The sequence below is a fragment of the Sphaerisporangium sp. NPDC004334 genome (assembly GCF_053602655.1).
Window position 1 is genome coordinate 129,929 of sequence record NZ_JBSGDZ010000004.1, and the last position, 17,945, is coordinate 147,873.

General features: G+C 71.5%; 13 protein-coding genes. 10 read left to right on the top strand and 3 right to left on the bottom strand.

The annotated features are described in order from the left end of the window. Positions 1 to 51 precede the first annotated feature (51 nt). Positions 52 to 423, bottom strand: a complete 372-nt coding sequence (locus ACWEN6_RS06020; protein WP_354838065.1) for an NADH-quinone oxidoreductase subunit A — start codon at positions 421 to 423, stop codon at positions 52 to 54. A gap of 190 nt (positions 424 to 613) precedes the next feature. On the opposite strand from ACWEN6_RS06020, the gene ACWEN6_RS06025 reads away from it, so the two are divergent. The 4 genes from ACWEN6_RS06025 (at position 614) to ACWEN6_RS06040 (ending at position 5,500) form a co-directional block, all read left to right on the top strand. Continuing rightward, positions 614 to 2,182 carry a polysaccharide deacetylase family protein gene (locus ACWEN6_RS06025; RefSeq protein WP_452569194.1) on the top strand — a complete coding sequence of 523 codons (1,569 nt, stop codon included), beginning with the start codon at positions 614 to 616 and terminating at the stop codon, positions 2,180 to 2,182. 60 nt (positions 2,183 to 2,242) lie between these two features. Next, positions 2,243 to 2,320: a putative leader peptide gene (locus ACWEN6_RS06030; RefSeq protein WP_354917348.1), complete on the top strand. Its 78-nt coding sequence runs from the start codon at positions 2,243 to 2,245 to the stop codon at positions 2,318 to 2,320. 257 nt (positions 2,321 to 2,577) lie between these two features. Beyond that, positions 2,578 to 4,431, top strand: a complete 1,854-nt coding sequence (locus tag ACWEN6_RS06035) for a 2-oxoacid:acceptor oxidoreductase subunit alpha (RefSeq protein WP_452569195.1) — start codon at positions 2,578 to 2,580, stop codon at positions 4,429 to 4,431. Beyond that, positions 4,424 to 5,500 carry a 2-oxoacid:ferredoxin oxidoreductase subunit beta gene (locus ACWEN6_RS06040; protein WP_452569196.1) on the top strand — a complete coding sequence of 359 codons (1,077 nt, stop codon included), beginning with the start codon at positions 4,424 to 4,426 and terminating at the stop codon, positions 5,498 to 5,500. The genes ACWEN6_RS06035 and ACWEN6_RS06040 overlap by 8 nt, the downstream gene beginning before the upstream one ends. Positions 5,501 to 5,727: 227 nt before the next feature. On the opposite strand, the gene ACWEN6_RS06045 is transcribed toward ACWEN6_RS06040, so the two are convergent. Together ACWEN6_RS06045 and rfbC are read right to left on the bottom strand one after the other, a co-directional pair. After that, the gene (locus ACWEN6_RS06045) at positions 5,728 to 7,437 is read right to left on the bottom strand and encodes a DUF4082 domain-containing protein (protein ID WP_452569197.1); all 1,710 of its coding nucleotides are present in this window, start codon (positions 7,435 to 7,437) and stop codon (positions 5,728 to 5,730) included. A 305-nt stretch (positions 7,438 to 7,742) separates the two neighbouring features. Then, positions 7,743 to 8,372 (bottom strand): dTDP-4-dehydrorhamnose 3,5-epimerase, encoded by a 630-nt coding sequence (gene rfbC / locus ACWEN6_RS06050; protein ID WP_452569198.1) that lies wholly within the window; start codon positions 8,370 to 8,372, stop codon positions 7,743 to 7,745. A gap of 173 nt (positions 8,373 to 8,545) precedes the next feature. On the opposite strand from rfbC, the gene ACWEN6_RS06055 reads away from it, so the two are divergent. The 6 genes from ACWEN6_RS06055 (at position 8,546) to ACWEN6_RS06080 (ending at position 17,856) form a co-directional block, all read left to right on the top strand. Beyond that, positions 8,546 to 9,205, top strand: coding sequence for a hypothetical protein (locus tag ACWEN6_RS06055; protein ID WP_452569199.1), 660 nt, complete (start codon positions 8,546 to 8,548; stop codon positions 9,203 to 9,205). Between the two features lie 240 nt (positions 9,206 to 9,445). Then, the gene (locus tag ACWEN6_RS06060; RefSeq protein WP_452569200.1) at positions 9,446 to 13,432 is read left to right on the top strand and encodes a DUF4082 domain-containing protein; all 3,987 of its coding nucleotides are present in this window, start codon (positions 9,446 to 9,448) and stop codon (positions 13,430 to 13,432) included. Between the two features lie 131 nt (positions 13,433 to 13,563). After that, on the top strand, positions 13,564 to 14,601 hold the full coding sequence (locus tag ACWEN6_RS06065) for a Gfo/Idh/MocA family protein (RefSeq protein ID WP_452569201.1): 1,038 nt from the start codon (positions 13,564 to 13,566) through the stop codon (positions 14,599 to 14,601). Beyond that, entirely contained in the window at positions 14,598 to 15,581 is a 984-nt protein-coding gene (locus ACWEN6_RS06070) for an NAD-dependent epimerase/dehydratase family protein (RefSeq protein ID WP_452569202.1), read from the top strand. Before ACWEN6_RS06065 ends, ACWEN6_RS06070 begins: the two co-directional genes overlap by 4 nt. Continuing rightward, a complete protein-coding gene (locus tag ACWEN6_RS06075; protein WP_452569203.1) occupies positions 15,578 to 16,738 on the top strand; it encodes a glycosyltransferase in 1,161 nt (386 codons plus the stop codon). Before ACWEN6_RS06070 ends, ACWEN6_RS06075 begins: the two co-directional genes overlap by 4 nt. Continuing rightward, positions 16,735 to 17,856: a DegT/DnrJ/EryC1/StrS family aminotransferase gene (locus ACWEN6_RS06080; protein WP_452569204.1), complete on the top strand. Its 1,122-nt coding sequence runs from the start codon at positions 16,735 to 16,737 to the stop codon at positions 17,854 to 17,856. Before ACWEN6_RS06075 ends, ACWEN6_RS06080 begins: the two co-directional genes overlap by 4 nt. Positions 17,857 to 17,945: the final 89 nt, after the last annotated feature.

Here is a 17,945-nt window from a genome sequence, read left to right on the forward strand (position 1 = left end):
CCCCCACCTGCGGACGGGAGCGTCCCGCCGCGCGGGCGAGGGCGCGGCCCGTCAGGTCCAGGCGAGCACGCGCTTGCGCCAGGCGTACAGGATGCCGATGCCGATGAAGGCCAGGAAGACGAACATCTCGACCAGCGTGGCCATGCCGAACCCGGGTGCGGCGAAGACGGTCGCCCACGGGAACAGGAAGACGGCGTCCACCGCGAACACGACGTAGAGGTAGGTGAAGACGTAGTACCGGACCTGTGACTGCGCCCAGCCCTCGCCCACGGGGTCCACGCCGCATTCGTAGGTCGTGAGCTTGTCGGGCGTGGGACGGTCGGGCCGCAGCAGCCGGTTGACCAGAAGGCCGCCGGCGAACACGGCGACGCCGATCGCCATCAGCAGCGCCACAACGGCATAAGAGCCGAAATATCCGCCCACTCCGCCTCCTCCTTCGCCTCCATCGCCCGCCCGCAGAGCGCTCGCCCACGGCCTGACGTCGCGAGACCTCCAGCACCGGACAGGAAATAGCTATCCGTCACCCGTCCACTACCCGTCGCGGTCAAAACCCAGTCTCTCATCACCTAAAATCCCAGTAAATGGGTATCTAAGGGTGCCTAGTGTGGCAGTCATGTCCCGTTTGCCCCTTGCCGGAGGTGTCGCGGCCGTCATCGCGATCACCGCCGGATGCGGGATGGCCATGCCCCTCTCCTCCCCCGACCTGCCCGCCACCCTGCCCGCGCAGCCCACGACGATCAACTTCGTCGATCCCGCCTCCATCCCCGGACTGGCCGTCCACACCACCTCCGACGACTCGGCGGGCCGCCGCGTCTTCGCCGGGTACCCCGCGCCGGCCTCGGCCCCCGCCCTCGGCGAGCGGCTCCGGCAGGTGACCGCGGCGGCCGTCCGCCGGTTCGCCGCGCGCCCCGGCGCCCGCCGGGGCGCGGCCGGGCCGTCCGAGCTCAACATCGGCTGGCAGGTGACGGCGGCCTCCGGCGGGGTGTTCGGCGTGCGCCTGCGCACCGGGACCTTCACCGGCGGGACCTGGCGCACCTCGCTGGCCACCTACTGGTACGACGGCGCGGACGGACGCGTCCACGACTCGGCCGACCTGGTCAAGGACGCCAAGGCGATGGACACGCTCGCCACGGTCGTCCGCGCCCGCCTCGGCACGTTCGGCCCGGGGATCACCGCGGGCGCGGTCCGGCCCGACCGCACGCTGTTCGACTCGCTCAACTTCAACCCGCACGGCGACCTGGTGGCCGAGTTCGACGACGGCCGGGTGGCCCCGGCGCGGATGGGGCGCATCGCGGTCGCCGTGCCCGGGCACGAGGCCGCCGCCCTGCTCTCGGACCTCGGGCGCCGCGTCATGAAGGCGGTGGACTCGGCCACGCCGCCGACCCTGGCCGCCTCACCCCCGCCGGAGTTCTCGCCCTCCCCCGGGGACGACGACGGCGGCAACGGTGGCGGAGGCGGCGCCAGCGGCGCCGGTGGCGGGTCCGACTGCTCGGTCACCAAGTGCGTGGCGCTGACCTTCGACGACGGCCCCGGCCCGCGGACCGGCCCGCTGCTGTCCATCCTGGCCCGCTACGGCGCGCGCGCCACCTTCTTCGCCCTGGGCCCCAACGCCGAGGCGCGGCCCGACCTGCTGCGCCGGATCGCCGCCGCCGGGGACCTGATCGCCAACCATTCCTGGACGCACCGCGACCTGACCACGATGGACGTCCACCGGATCTCCGACGAACTGGACCGCACGCAGATCGCCGCCGGCATCGCCACCGGCCGCGCGCCCCGGCTGATGCGGGCGCCGTACGGCGACACCGACGCCAAGGTGGCCGCCGCGGCGCGCGCGCTGAACCTTTCGATCGTCGGATGGAGCGTGGACACCGCCGACGCCAGGGACCCCGACCCGCGGGCCGTCGCACGGCGGGCGGTCGACGGCGCCAGGCCCGGTTCGATCATCCTCATGCACGAGGCCGGCGCGGCCACCGCACGGGCGCTGCCGCTGGTGCTGACGGGGCTGGCGAAGAAGGGGTACGCCTTCGTGACCGTACCCGAGCTGTACGGCTCGCGCCATATGGGACCGGGGCAGGTGTACGCCGGCACGGACCCACCGCCGCGACGTGCGCGAACGCGGCGCCAGGAGCCCCCCGCGACCGTCCCGGACACCGACGGCGCCGCCTCTGGAATCACTCCATGAGGCGAGGCACTCGGAGTCATCGGGTGAAGGGACATATAGTTGGTGAGCGTGACCGGATACGTGCTCTACTCCCGCTTGCACGTTGATCTTTGCAGGCTTGCCGCGGGGCTGTGTACGAGGAACCGCCTCCGGTCGTGACCACGCCCCCCGCGGTGGTCACCGCCCCCGTGTCGATCTGAGCCACCCGGCCCACGGTGCCGGGCGCCTGCCATCGCCCCCGATGTCAGACCTGCTCCGGCACGCCCGAAAGATCGATGCCGTCACCAGGGGATCACGGTCACACCCCTGATCGACGCGCATGCGTAAAGAAGCCCGCGCAGCCCCAAGGGATCTAGCATGGAAATGAATACGTGCCACGAGCGACGGCGCCCAGGCGCGTCGAGGAGGACCGAGCTGTGACCAAGCAGGTTCAGCAACTCGACCGCGTGATCATTCGCTTCGCGGGCGACTCCGGCGACGGCATGCAGCTGACCGGTGATCGTTTCACGGCGGAGACCGCGCAGTTCGGGAACGACCTTTCCACCCTGCCCAACTTCCCCGCCGAGATCCGCGCCCCCGCAGGCACCCTCCCCGGCGTGTCGAGCTTCCAGCTCCACTTCGCCGACCACGACATCCTGACGCCCGGCGACGCCCCCAACGTCCTGGTCGCCATGAACCCCGCGGCGCTCAAGGCCAACATCGGCGACCTGCCCCGCGGCGCCGACCTCATCGTCAACACCGACGAGTTCACCAAGCGCAACCTGCAGAAGGTCGGCTACACCGAGAGCCCGGTGGACAACGGCTCGCTCGGCGAGTGGCGCGTGCACTCCGTCCCGCTGACCTCGCTGACCGTCAAGGCGCTCGAGGGCTTCGACATCTCAAAGAAGGACGCCGAGCGGGCCAAGAACATGTTCGCCCTCGGCCTGCTGTCGTGGCTGTACCACCGGCCCACCGAGGGGACGATCAAGTTCCTGGAGCGCAAGTTCGCCAAGAAGCCCGACATCGCCAAGGCCAACATCGCGGCCTTCCAGGCGGGGTGGAACTTCGGCGAGACCACCGAGTCGTTCTCGGTGTCCTACGAGATCAAGCCGGCCACGCTGGCCCCGGGCCTGTACCGCAACATCTCGGGCAACCAGGCTCTGGCCTACGGCCTGATCGCGGCCTCGGTGCAGGCGAAGCTGCCGCTGTTCCTCGGGTCGTACCCGATCACGCCGGCCTCCGACATCCTGCACGAGCTCTCCAAGCACAAGCGGTTCGGCATCCGCACCTTCCAGGCGGAGGACGAGATCGCGGGCGTCGGCGCGGCCCTCGGCGCGGCGTTCGGCGGCGCGCTCGGCGTCACGACGACCTCCGGCCCGGGCGTGGCGCTGAAGGCCGAGACCGTGGGCCTGGCCGTCACCACCGAGCTGCCACTGATCGTGGTGGACGTCCAGCGGGCCGGCCCCTCGACGGGCATGCCGACCAAGACCGAGCAGACCGACCTGCTCATGGCGATGTACGGCCGCAACGGCGAGTCGCCGGTGCCGATTGTGGCGCCCGCCACCCCGTCCGACTGCTTCGACGCGGCGGTCGAGGCGGCGCGCATCGCCGTGAAGTACCGCACGCCGGTCATGCTGCTCTCCGACGGCTACCTGGCCAACGGCTCCGAGCCGTGGCGGCTGCCCGAGGTGGACGAGCTGCCCGACCTGTCGGTCGAGTTCACCGTGGAGCCGAACGGCGAGGACGGCGAGACCTACCTGCCGTTCAAGCGCGACCCGCAGACGCTGGCGCGTCCCTGGGCCGTCCCCGGCACCCCCGGCCTGGAGCACCGCATCGGCGGCATCGAGAAGGCCGACGGCACCGGCGCCATCTCCTACGACCCGCACAACCACGACCTCATGGTCCGGCTGCGCCAGGGCAAGATCGACGGCATCGCGCAGGACATCCCGCCGCTCGAGGTGGACGACCCCGACGGCGACGCCCGCGTGCTGGTCATCGGCTGGGGCTCGACCTACGGGCCGATCGCCGCGGCCGTGCGGCGGGCTCGCGCGTCCGGCGGGAAGATCGCGCAGGCGCACTTCCGCCACCTGAACCCGCTGCCCGCCAACACCGGAGAGGTGCTGCGCTCCTACGACAAGGTGCTGCTGCCCGAGATCAACCTCGGCCAGCTCGCCCTGTTGCTGCGGGCGCGGTTCCTGGTCGACATCATCAGTTACAACCGCGTGCGCGGTCTTCCCTTCAAGGCCGAGGAGCTGGCCGGAGTGATCCAGGACGTGATCGACAGTGAGTGACATCGCGACGAACGGGCACACCGCGGACCCGATCGGCCGTGGCACCGGGCTCACCCTCATCCCCCGGGCCACCGAGAAGCAGACCCTGAAGGACTTCAAGAGCGACCAGGAGGTGCGCTGGTGCCCGGGCTGCGGTGACTACGCCATCCTCTCGGCCGTCCAGGGCTTCCTGCCCGAACTCGGGCTCAAGCGCGAGAACATCGTGTTCGTCTCGGGCATCGGCTGCTCCTCCCGCTTCCCGTACTACCTGAACACCTACGGGTTCCACTCGATCCACGGCCGGGCGCCGGCGATCGCGACCGGTCTGGCCGCCTCCCGCCCCGACCTGTCGGTCTGGGTGATCACCGGGGACGGCGACGCGCTGTCGATCGGCGGCAACCACCTGATCCACGCGTTGCGCCGCAACGTCAACCTGAACATCCTGCTGTTCAACAACCGCATCTACGGGTTGACCAAGGGGCAGTACTCGCCGACCTCCGAGGTCGGCAAGATCACCAAGTCGACCCCGATGGGTTCGCTGGACAAGCCGTTCAACCCGATCTCGCTCGCCCTCGGCGCGGAGGCCAGCTTCGTGGCGCGCACCCTGGACTCCGACCGCAAGCACCTCACATCGGTGCTGCGCGAGGCGGCGGCGCACCGCGGCACGAGCCTGGTCGAGATCTACCAGAACTGCAACATCTTCAACGACAACGCGTTCGAGGCGCTCAAGGACCCCGAGGTGCGCGACGACATCACGCTGCGCCTGGAGCACGGGCAGCCGATCGTCTCGGGCTCCAAGGCCGTGCGCCGCGGCCCGGACGGGCGCCTCGCGGTCGTCGACCGGGCCGGCGTGCCCGAGGACGAGATCGTGGTGCACGACGCGCACGACCCCGACCCCTCCGTCGCCTTCGCGCTGTCCCGGCTGGACGAGCCGGCGTTCGAGCACGTGCCGATCGGCATCTTCCGCTCGGTCGACCGCCCGGCGTACGACACGCTCATGAGCAGGCAGCTTCACGAGGCCGTCTCCGACCAGGGCGCCGGCCGGCTGAGCGACCTGCTGCGCGGCGGCGACACCTGGCGCGTCGGCTGACCAGGGGCGCATGACCCCGAGCATGACCAAGGAGGCCCTCCACGCCCTCGCGTGGAGGGCCTCCGGCGTTCATGGGACGGGCCGCCTTACAGGGACCGTCTTACGCGGGACGGCGCCTTATGCGGGACGGGCGCCTTGTGCGGGATCGCCTTACGCGGGATCGCCTTACGCGGGATCGCCTTACGCGGGACGGGCCCGTCTCGCCGGAGACGGGCCCGGGGCCCGGGTCAGCCGCCCTCGGGGACGGTCTTTCCGTCCTCCCAGACGTTGTTCTTCCACTCGTTGCCGGCGCCGCCCTTGTCCCAGTAGGCCACCGGGCCGTTGTAGCCGCCCTTGGCCCACACGTCCTTGCTGAAGACGTTGCCGACGACCTTGATGTTGGACGAGGTGCCCTTGCTGCCGGCGCCGCCGTAGACGGTGTAGCCGCCGCCGGCCAGGAAGTTGCCCTCGACGGTCACGTTGCGGACTACGCCGAAGTCCTGGAAGAGCGCGACCGCGCCGGTCTGCTCCAGCGTGTTGACCACCGTGTTGCCGCGGATCACCAGCTTGGCCCCGGACGGCGGCCCGCTGGTGCACATGATCATGTCGGTGTGGTCGCCGGAGTAGTACTTCGGATCGTGGATGTAGGAGTCCTCGATCAGGCCCTGCTCGGTCAGGATGCCGTTGCTGATGGTGTGGATGTCCACTCGGCGCACGGTCAGGTCGCCGCCCTGGTTGAGGATGCCGAACTGGGTGCGCTGCTTGCCGTCGCCGAACACCTCGGTGTCCTCGACGGTGAGCCCGCTGTGCCCGCTGCGCTGGATGATGCCCCAGTCGCCGGGCGCCGCGGCGACCCGGGTGTTGCGGATCGTCACGTCGTCGGCCTCGACGTTGATCTCGCCCTTGACCTCCATGCCGTCGATCACCGTGCCGTCCTTGGTAACCGTGATCGACTTGCTGTCCTTGAGGCTCACGCCGGACGGCACGCCGGTGTCACCGGCCCCGGGGAAGCCGCCGGCGGGCGGCGGGGTGGTGGTCTGGGTCGGCTTGGGGGTCGCGGACGGCTCTCTGGTGGGCTGCCTGGTCGGGTCCGGGCTCAGCGACGGCCTCGGGGTGGCGCTCGCGGAGGCCTTGGGCGTCGGGCTGCCGGACGGCTTCGGCGTGCCGCTCGCGGTCGGCGACTCCGAGGCGTCGGAGGTGTGGCTGCGCGTCGGACTCGACGAGGGGCTCGGGGACCCCTCGGCCGTGGGAGTGGTGGTGACCCCGCCGGTCGGCCCCTCGCTGACGGTCGGGCTCGCCGAGCCCTCGGGCGAGGAGGTCGGCGAGACGCTCGGGTCGCCCGGCGCCGGGGAGTCGGAGGGCCGCGGGTAGTGGCGCTCCCGGTGCCGGAAGATGACGTCGACCCAGTAGCTCACCCGCCTGTGGTGCACGCGCGAGGGGAAGGCCGCCTTGGCCGAGGGGGCGAACACCCCGGCCTGCGCGGTCAGCGGCCCCGAGACGACCGGCTCGTCGAACACGCCGGGCGAGGCGACGTACCCGCCGTTGGTCGTGTGGTACGACACCGTGTAGACGCGGCCCGCGACGATCGGCACGGGCCGGTCGAACATCGCCTGCTGCCAGCCGCTCTTGGTCTCGCCGGTGAAGCTCACCTTGGCCAGCAGCTTCCTGTCGGAGCTCCACAGGCTGCCGCGGTGCGTGCCGCGCTCGGCGGCCGGCTTGTAGAACCGCATGCCGGCGACCTCGCCGTCGCGGGCGGCCTTGAAGCGGGTGCCGAGTTCGAGCGGGGTGTGCTCGTCCTGGACGGCGGCCTTCACCTTGCGCGACTTCCACAGGCTGGTCTCCAGCGTCACCTCCGCCGCGACGGGGGCGGCGGCGACCGGCGGCGCGGTGGTCTCACGGTTGACGACCACCACGGTCACGGTGGCCCCGAGCACCGCCGCCCCGGCCAGCAGGGTCACCCATCCCGTGACGGGGAAACGGCGTGACCCGGTCGATCTCGTCTCGGCGGACGCCGCGCGGCGCCGGGGGCGCCGTCCGTCCGCGTGCCGGGAATCGCTCACTGGCCCGAGCCTCCACCTCCGGCGCTCGCGGACGCCGGACTCCGATCATGTTCAAGTCGAGGCCATTGTTGCGGTTGGGAAACGACGAGACAACCAGATCCCGCCTTTTATCCCGGCAATAGCGCTAAATCAGCATGAGAACCGGGATTTCGATGCCACAATCGCCGGATTCATCACACCCAAAACCGCCCGTCACCTCATGATCACTGCGTGTGCGCCACTCCGGCTCCGGCCCCGCGGGCCGCCCGCAGGCCGGCGTAGTGCGCGAGGCAGTCCTCGTACAGCGGCAGCATCCCCTTGTCGCGCGCCTCGGCCAGCGTGGGCGCGGCGGCGTCCTTGGGCGACAGCAGCGGCTCGACATCGGCGGGCCACTCGATGCCGAGGTCGGGGTCCAGCGGGTGCAGGCCGTGCTCCCCGGCGGGGTTGTAGGGCTCGGAGCACATGTAGACGACGGTCGCCCGGTCGCTCAGCGCCATGAAGGCGTGCCCCACCCCCTCGCCGATGTAGACGCCGCGCCGGGTGCGGTCGTCGAGCTCCACGGCCTGCCACATGCCGAAGGTGGGCGAGCCGACCCGGATGTCCACGGTCACGTCCAGGACGCTGCCGCTGACGCACGTGACGTACTTGGCCTGCCCCGGCGGCACGTCCGCGAAGTGCACGCCGCGCAGCACGCCGCGCCGGGAGACCGAGCAGTTGGCCTGCGCCAGCCTCAGGTCATGGCCGGCGAGGTCCGACAGCCGGTCCGCGCGGTACCACTCGAGGAAGGCCCCTCTGTCGTCCTCGTGGACGGCGGGGGTCAGCAGGTAGGTGTCTTCGATCTTCAATCGTTCCACGAGGCCAAGCGTGACAGCTCCGATCTCAGTGCGCTATCGAATGACGGCGGCGCGTGCTGCGTCCGGACCGGGTCGTGCGATAGTTGGGCGGTTCCGTTGGAACGTGCCCAACCAGCGGAGCCAATGGCAGCCAGCTCCACACCCCCCATCGCACTCCTCGCCAAGGAGAGACCATGAGCCGTCTGAACGCGCTGCGCAGCCGTTTCGTCGACGCCCCCGACTCGCTCGGCGCCAAGGCGCGGGCCCGTCGATGGAACTGGTTCGCGCAGAGCTTCCCCGACCTGTCGGAAATGTCGGTCATCGACCTCGGTGGCACGGCCAGCGCCTGGCTGCGCGCGCCGGTGCGTCCGGCCCACGTGCACGTCGTGAACCTCGAGAAGCCCCCGGCGGAGCTTCCCGGCTGGCTGAGGGCCGACGTGGCCGACGCCTGCGAGCTGCCGGCCGCCGTCCTGGACACCAAGTACGACCTGGTGTTCTCCAACGCCGTCATCGAGCACGTCGGCGGGCACCTCCGCCGCCAGATGTTCGCCGACTCCGTGCACCGCCTCGCCGGACGCCACTGGGTGCAGACGCCCTACCGCTACTTCCCCGTGGAGCCGCACTTCCTGTTCCCCGGCTTCCAGTACCTCCCCATCGCCGTGCGCACGTCCCTGCTGCGCCGCTGGCCGCTGGTGCACACCCCCACCTCCGACCGCGAGGCGGCGCGCAACATCGTGATGGAGGTCGAGCTGCTCAGCATCACCGAGATGCGGCACTACTTCCCCTCCTCCCAGATCCGGTTCGAGCGGCTCGGTGGTCTGGTCAAGTCGGTCATCGCGGTCCAGGCCCGCTGACCCCGGCCGGGCGGGCGCGGCACGCGCGTCAGTGCCCTCGTGTTACGGATGGGACGCATGTGACCGCGGTCGGCGGCACCGCGTAAACCGGTCCACACGCCCGGACGTCGTTCTCGTCGGGACCACGCTCCACAGCGTGAGCACCACCGGGGCAAGCGACCCTTTTCGAAATCACGTGGGAGCTTCATGAAATCGCGCAGTGCCGCGCGCCGACACAGGTCGGCTTTCGCAGCAGCGGCGTTGACTCTCGCCGCACTCCTGTCGACCCCCGCCGCGCCGGCGCAGGCGATGGGTCCTTGCGACGCGGGCGGCAACAAGATCACCTGTGAGAACGAGATCACAGGCAGCGACCGGTCGGAGTGGGACACCAATCCGCACGGAACGGTCGAGGGCTACGGCGACCAGATGAGCGTCAACGTCGGCCAGACCATCAACTTCAAGATCCGGTCCACCGCGCTGAACCTGCAGGTGGACATCTACCGCATGGGGTACTACCAGGGCAAAGGCGCGCGCAAGGTCATCACCGTGCCCGCCACCACCTCGGTCTCCCGCAACCAGCCGCACTGCCCTGAGAACACCACCACCGGCGAGGTCGCCTGTGGCTGGGGCACGGCAGCGAGCTGGACCGTTCCCACCACCTCCGTCTCGGGCATCTACTTCGCCCACGTGATCCGTACCGACACCAACGACGACACCCACATCGTCTTCGTGGTCCGCGACGACGCGAGCACCTCCGACGTGCTGTTCCGCACCTCCGACAGCACCTGGCAGGCCTACAACTCCTGGGGCGACATCACCGCCACCGAGGACAACCCGAACAAGGTGCTCAACAGCCTCTACCGGGGCGACAGCGTCATCGCGCCGGGCCGGGCGGTCAAGGTCAGCTACAACCGCCCGTTCAACACCCGTGAGTCCACGCCCTGGGGCCGCGACTTCGTCTTCGCCAACGAGTACCCCATGGTGCGCTGGCTGGAGGCCAACGGCTACAACGTGTCGTACATGTCGTCGCTGGACGCCGCGCGCAGCCCCGCCACGCTGCTCACCCACAAGTCGGTGCTGTCGGTGGGCCACGACGAGTACTGGTCGGGCGAGGAGCGCGCGGCCTTCGAGAACGCCCGTGACAACGGCGTGAACCTCGCCTTCTTCAGCGGCAACGAGGTCTACTGGAAGACCCGCTGGGAGAACTCCTACCGCACACTGGTCTCCTACAAGGAGACCCACGCCAACGCCAAGATCGACCCGACGGCGAACGTCTGGACGGGCACCTGGCGCGACCCGCGGTTCAGCCCGCCGGCCGACGGCGGCAGGCCCGAGAACGCGCTGACCGGCACGCTGTTCACCGTCAACTGCACGACCTCCGACAACGGCTGCGAGGGCATCCCGCTGACCGTGCCGGCGGCCGACGGCAAGATGCGCTTCTGGCGCGGCACCGGGGTCGGCGGCCAGCTCACCGGCTCGATGAACATCCCGGGCGTCGTCGGGTACGAGTGGGACGAGGACCTCGACAACGGCTCGCGGCCCGCCGGCCTGGTGCCCATGTCGAGCACGACCGCGACCGCCGAGCAGGTGCTCATCGACTACGGCACCAACGTCGCGCAGAAGAGCGCCACCCACCGCATCACGTTCTACCGCGCCCCGAGCGGCGCCCTGGTGTTCGGCGCCGGGACGGTGCAGTGGTCGTGGGGCCTGGACGGCGAGCACGACAGCTACGACGACAACGACTACAGCAACCTCAACATCAAGCAGGCGACGGTCAACCTGTTCGCCGACATGGGGGTGCAACCCAAGTCGCTCACCTCCGGGCTGAGCACCGCGGTCAAGTCCACCGACACCACCGCGCCGTCGGCCGCCATCAGCGCCCCGGCCGCCGGGGTGACGGTGAACAACGGCTCGACCGTCACCGTCAGCGGCACCGCCTCCGACGTCGGAGGCCAGGTCGGCGCCGTGGAGGTCTCCACCGACGGCGGCGCCACCTGGCACCCGGCCACCGGGCGCGGCGCCTGGACCTACACGTGGAAGGTCACCGGAGTCGGCGCGACGACCATCAAGGCGCGCGCCGCCGACGACAGCGGCAACATCGGCGCGCAGGCCTCACGCAACGTCACCGTCGACTGCCCGTGCAGCCTGTTCACCTCCTCCACCCAGCCCGCGAACCCGGCCGAGAACGACGGCAGCGCACTGGAGCTCGGCGTGCGCTTCAAGCCGGCGGTGAACGGCTACCTGACCGGCGTGAAGTTCTACAAGGGCTCCGGCAACACCGGCACCCACACCGGCACCCTGTGGGACACCGCGGGCAGCCCGCTGGCCACCGGCACCTTCTCCGGCGAGACCTCGACCGGCTGGCAGAAGCTCAACTTCGCCTCGCCGGTGTTCGTCACCGCCGGCACCGAGTACGTGGCCTCGTACTACGCGCCGAACGGCCACTACGCCGCCGACGCGAACTTCTTCCGCTACCAGCCGCTGACCAACGCGCCGCTGACCGCGCCGGCCACCACCGGCACGGCGGGCAACGGCGTCTACCGGGCGGGGGCGGGCTTCCCCAACCAGACCTTCAACGGCGGCAACTACTACGTGGACGTCGTGTTCACCGTCAACGACGTCTACCCGCCGGCGGTCACCTCGGCCGTGCCGGTGCCCGGCTCGTCCAGCGTGCCGACCGGCGTGCAGCCGAAGGTCACCTTCGGCGAGCCGGTGCAGGCGGGCACCGCGACGTTCACGGTGAAGGACGCCACGCAGGCGACCGTCGCCGGCGCCGTGTCGCTGGACGCCTCGCGCAAGTCGCTCACCTTCGTGCCGTCGGCGCCGCTGGCCCCCGGCGAGCGGTTCACGGTCGCGGTGTCCGGCGCCAAGGACGACGCGAACAACACCATGACCCAGCCGTACACCTTCGCCTTCACCACGGCGAAGACCTGGACGGCCGGGCTGTGCCCGTGCACCATCTGGCCGGACGTCACCGTGCCCGACACCCCGAGCGTCAACGACACCGGCTCGGTCGAGGTGGGCGTGAAGTTCCAGCCGGCGACCGACGGCTTCATCGAGGGCATCCGGTTCTACAAGGGCGCGGGCAACACCGGCACCCACACCGGCACCCTGTGGTCCTCGACCGGCGCGGAGCTGACCACGGCGACCTTCACCGACGAGTCGACGCAGGGCTGGCAGGAGGTGTACTTCGGCACGCCGTGGCCGGTGACCAAGGACACCACCTACGTCGCCTCCTACCACGCGCCGAACGGCCACTACTCGGGGACGGGCAACGGGCTGGCCTCGGCGGTGACCGCGACTCCGCTGCGCGCGCTCGCGAGCGGCGCCAGCGGCGGCAACGGCGTCTACAAGTACGGCACGCGGTCCTACCCCGACCAGTCGTGGGGGGCGACCAACTACTGGGTGGACGTCATCTTCACCCGGCTCGCCGACACCACCGCGCCCTACATCACGCTCAAGTCGCCCGACCACGGCGGCACGGGCGTGGCCACCGGCACGGCGGTGACCGCGACGTTCAGCGAGCCGATCAAGGAGAACACCGCCACGATCACGGTGAAGAACGCCGCCAACCAGGCGGTCGCCGGCACGCGGTCGCTGAACGAGGCGCGCACGCTGCTCACCTTCACCCCCGACTCCCCGCTGGCGCAGAGCACGACGTACACGGTCACGGTGAGCGGCGCCCTCGACGACGCCGACAACTCCATGACCACGACGTCGTGGTCGTTCACCACCGGCGGCCCGGCGAGCTGCCCGTGCTCGATCTGGGCGAGCAACGCCGTCCCGGCCAACCCGTCGAACGCCGACGCGGACGCCGTCGAGGTCGGGGTGAAGTTCACCGCCGAGATGAACGGCCAGGTCACCGGCGTCCGCTTCTACAAGGGGGCCGGCAACACCGGCGCCCACGTCGGGAACCTGTGGAGCGCCACCGGCACCCCGCTGGCCACCGGCGCCTTCGTCAACGAGTCGTCCTCGGGCTGGCAGACCCTCCAGTTCGCCACCCCAGTGGACGTCGTGGCCGGGCAGGTGTACGTCGCCAGCTACCACGCGCCGAACGGGCACTACGCGGGCGACGGCGCGTACTTCAACGCCGGGCCGTACGCCAACTCCCCGCTGACCGCGGCGGCCAACGGCGGACCCGCGGGCGGCAACGGCGTCTACCGGTACGGGACCGACTCGGGGTTCCCGTCGGCCAGCTTCAACGGGGCCAACTACTGGGTGGACGTGCTGTTCACCCCGTCGAGCTAGTCCCGTCATCCGGGTGCGCTTCGATCGCGGCGGGACCCCGCGGCGACCGGATCGCACCCGGCCCGCACGACCCGCGTCACCGAAGACCGACACACCACCCGATCCCCGACCTACAGGACAGGAGAGCCGCCTTGACGTCGATCGGCCTTGCCGTGATCGGTGCGGGCTACTGGGGCCCCAACCTGGTGCGCAACGCGATGGCGACCCCGGAGCTGCGCCTTGAGTGGCTGTGCGACCTGGACGAGGACCGCGCCAGGGCGGTGCTCGGCCGCTACACCACCGTGCGGCCCACCTCCTCGGTCGAGCAGGTGCTCAAGGACCCCGACGTGCGGGCCGTGGCCATCGCCACCCCGGCGCGCACGCACTTCGACCTGGTGCGCGCCGCCCTGGAGGCCGGCAAGCACGTCCTGGTCGAAAAGCCGCTGACGCCGACCTACGAGGAGGGCGCCGAACTGGTGGCCCTGGCCGAGGAGCGGGGGCGGGTGCTCATGCTCGACCACACCTTCTGCTACACGCCCGTGGTGCGCCGCATCCGCGACCTGGTCTCCTCCGGCGAGCTGGGCGAGGTGCAGTTCGTCGACTCGGTGCGCATCAACCTCGGCCTGGTGCAGCCGGACGTGGACGTGCTGTGGGACCTGGCGCCGCACGACCTGTCCATCCTGGACTTCGTGCTCCCCGAAGGCGTGGCCCCGGTCGCGGTGGCGGCGCACACCTCCGACCCGATCGGGGCGGGCCGGCCGTGCCTGGCGTACCTGACCCTGTGGCTGTCGTCGGGGGCCATCGCCCATGTCCACGTCAACTGGCTCAGCCCCACCAAGATCCGCACGACCGTGATCGGCGGGTCGCGCCGCACCATCGTGTGGGACGACGTCAACCCCGCCCAGCGCCTGTCGGTGTACGACCGGGGGGTGGACCTGGCCGCGGCGGGCGAGGACGAGCGCCGGGCGGCCCTGATCTCCTATCGCACCGGTGACGTCGTCGTACCCGCCCTGCCCGAGCGCGAGGCGCTGCGCGGGGTGATGGCGGAGTTCGCGGCGTCCATAACCGAGGGCCGGGCCCCGCTCACCGACGGCAGGTCGGGACTGCGCGTGCTCGCACTCCTGGAAGCGGCGGGGCGAAGCATCCAAAATGACGGCAGACGAATCGACCTTGGGGGAACCACTCGATGATCTCGGCACTTGAGAACAGCCGCTGCCTGGTGACCGGGGGCGCGGGCACGATCGGCTCGACCGTCGTGGACCAGCTCCTCGCCGCCGGCGCCGGCGAGGTGGTCGTGCTGGACAACTTCGTCCGCGGGCGCCGCGCCAACCTGGCCGCCGCCGAGGCCGCGGCCGGGGACTCCCGCCGGCTGCGCGTCGTCGAGGGGGACATCCGCGACACCGCGCTCGTGCGCTCGCTCACCGAGGGCATGGACGTGGTGTTCCACCTGGCCGCCATCCGCATCACCCAGTGCGCCGAGGAGCCGCGCCTGGCCCTGCAGGTGCTGGTGGACGGCACCTACGAGGTCGTCGAGGCCGCCGCCGACGCCGGCGTGCGCAAGGTCGTCGCCTCCTCCTCGGCCTCGGTGTACGGCCTGGCCACCGAGTTCCCGACCCGCGAGGACCACCACCCCTACGCCAACGACACCCTGTACGGCGCGGCCAAGACCTTCAACGAGGGGCTGCTGCGCAGCTTCCACGCGATGCGCGGCCTGGACTACGTGGCCCTGCGGTACTTCAACGTCTACGGCCCCCGCATGGACATCCACGGGCTCTACACCGAGGTGCTGATCCGCTGGATGGAGCGCATCGAGGCCGGGCAGCCGCCGCTGATCCTCGGCGACGGCCTGGCCACCATGGACTTCGTCTACACCGAGGACATCGCCCGCGCCAACCTGCTCGCCGCGGCGGGCGACGCCACCGACGAGGTCTTCAACATCGCCAGCGCCACCGAGACCAGCCTGCGCGGGCTCGCCGAGGCGCTGATGGCCGTCATGGACGCGAGCGACCTCGGCCTTGAGTTCGGCCCGGCCCGCGCCGTCAACGGCGTCACCCGGCGCCTGGCCGACGTCGGCGCGGCGGCCGAGCGGCTCGGCTGGAAGGCCGAGGTGGACCTCGAAGAGGGCCTGCGCCGGCTGGTCGCCTGGTGGCGCGCCGAGAAGGCCCGGTGAGCGACCTGCTCGTCTACGGCGCGGGCACCCGGTACGACGGGGTGAGCGGCACCGACCGGCACATGGCCGACCGGCTGAGCGCGTTCACCGACGTGCTGTACGTCGACCCGCCGCGGCCGGTCCGTTCCGGGCTGCGCGACCCCGAGACCGGGCAGGCCGGGCACGTGCTGCGGAGCGTCCACGCCGGCCTGTGGCGGCTCAGCCCGGTCGCGCCGCCCGCGGCCTACCGCAGGGGCGTCGAGCGGGTCACCGCGTCGCTGACCCGCCGTGCCGTGCGCGCCGCCGCCCGCAGGGTGGGCGGCGCCGTGACGGCGGTGGTCGTGGCCGGGACGACCGACCTGCTGGACGTCGCTCCGCGGGCGCGCACGGTGCGGTACGTCACCGACGACCTGGCGGCGGGCGCCTCGCTGATCCGGATGTCGGCCGCCCGGCTGTCGGCGGCCGAGCGGCGGATGACCTCGCGGGCGGACGCGGTCGCCGTCGTCTCGCCCGACCTGGTGGAGCGGCTCGGCCGGGAGGGGCGCACCGCGGCACTGGTGCCCAACGGGTGCGACGTGTCGGCATACCGGGACATCGACCAGGCCGCTCCGCCCGCGGACCTGCCGGCCGAGCTGGCCACGACGCCGGCCGCCGGGTTCGTCGGGCACATCAACGCCCGCATCGACATCGCCCTGCTGGAGGCCGTAGCGGCCACCGGGGCGCCGCTGGTGCTGGTCGGCCCCCGGTCCGGCGACTACGAGCCCGAGCGGTGGCCGCGGCTGCTCGCCCGCCCCAACGTGCACTGGGTGGGGCGCAAGCCGTACGAGGAGCTGCCGTCCTACCTGCGGGTCATGGACGTCGGCCTCACGCCCTACGCCGACAGCGCCTTCAACCGGGCGAGCTTCCCGCTGAAGACGCTGGAGTACCTGGCGGCCGGCCGGGCCGCGGTCTCGACCGACCTGCCCGCCACCGCCTGGCTGTCCGCCGGGCCGCTGATCGCGGTCGCGCGGACCCCGGCGGACTTCGCCGCCGCCGTGACGGCCGAGCTCGGCACCCCCCGCACGCCCGCGCTCGCCGAGACGCGGCGGGCGTTCGCGGCACGGCACGACTGGAACCAGAGGGTCCGCCTGCTGGCGGAACTTCTCGGCCTTGAGATCAGGGAGGTGGCCGGGCGATGATCCCGGTGATGCGGCCGTGGTTCGGCCCGGAGGAGCAAGCCGCCGTCGGCGAGGTCATCGCCTCCGGCTGGGTCGCGCAGGGGCCGAGGGTGGCCGAGTTCGAGCGCGCGTTCGCCACGAGCGTCGAGGCCGGGCACGGGGTGGCGGCCTCCTCGTGCACCACCGCGCTGCACCTGGCCCTGGTGCTCGCGGGCGTCGGCCCCGGGGACGAGGTGGTCGTCCCCTCGCTGTCGTTCATCGCGACGGCCAACGTCGTGCGGTACGTCGGGGCCACTCCGGTGTTCGCCGACATCGACCCGGCGACCGGCAACCTCACCGCCAAGACCATCGACGCCGCCCGCACCCCCCGCACCCGCGCGGTGATCATCGTGCACCAGGGCGGCGTGCCGGCCGACGTGGACGACATCCGCCTGGTGCACGAAGGGCTCGCGCTCATCGAGGACGCCGCCTGCGCCGCCGGGTCGTTCTACCGCGACCGGCCGGTCGGCGCCGGCGCGAGCGTCGCCGCCTGGTCCTTCCACCCCCGCAAGCTGCTCACCACCGGCGAGGGCGGGATGCTGACCACCGACGACCCCGAGTGGTCCGCCCGCGCGCGGCGGCTGCGCGAGCACGGCATGAGCGTCAGCGCCGCCGACCGGCACGCCAGCGGCTCCACCGCGCCGGAGGAGTACACCGAGGTCGGCTTCAACTACCGGATGACCGACCTGCAGGCGGCGGTCGGCCTGGTGCAGCTGCGCAGGCTCCCCGAGCTCGTCGCGCGCCGGCGGGCGCTGGCGGGCCGCTACCAGGAGCTGCTGGCCGACATCCCCGGCCTCACCACCGCCGGCGACACCGACCACGGCCGCACCAACTACCAGTCGTTCTGGATCGCCCTGCCGGCCGGCTTCCCGATGAGCAGGAACGATCTGCTGGGCTTCCTCGCGGAACGGGGCGTCTCCGCCCGGCGCGGCATCATGGCCGCCCACCTGGAACCCGCCTACGCGGACGTCCCGGCCGCCGAGCTGCCGCACACCGAGTGGCTCACCGCCAACTCGCTGATCCTCCCGCTGTTCCACGCCATGACCGAGGCCGAGCAGGACCAGGTCGTCGAGGCCCTGCACGCCGCCGCGCGAACCTGACCTCCCGCCCCCCACGGGGAGCCCTCCGGCGGATCCGTCCAGGGGGCCTCCCCCCGGGGGCGTCCCGCGTACCGCCACCTTCGAGGAGA

What these genes read in the sequence shown, in the direction of transcription:
- ACWEN6_RS06070 (WP_452569202.1), top strand. Translation starts at nt 14,598, where the DNA reads ATGATCTCGGCACTTGAGAACAGCCGCTGCCTGGTGACCGGGGGCGCG.
- ACWEN6_RS06080 (WP_452569204.1), top strand. Translation starts at nt 16,735, where the DNA reads ATGATCCCGGTGATGCGGCCGTGGTTCGGCCCGGAGGAGCAAGCCGCC.
- ACWEN6_RS06055 (WP_452569199.1), top strand. Translation starts at nt 8,546, where the DNA reads ATGAGCCGTCTGAACGCGCTGCGCAGCCGTTTCGTCGACGCCCCCGAC.
- ACWEN6_RS06025 (WP_452569194.1), top strand. Translation starts at nt 614, where the DNA reads ATGTCCCGTTTGCCCCTTGCCGGAGGTGTCGCGGCCGTCATCGCGATC.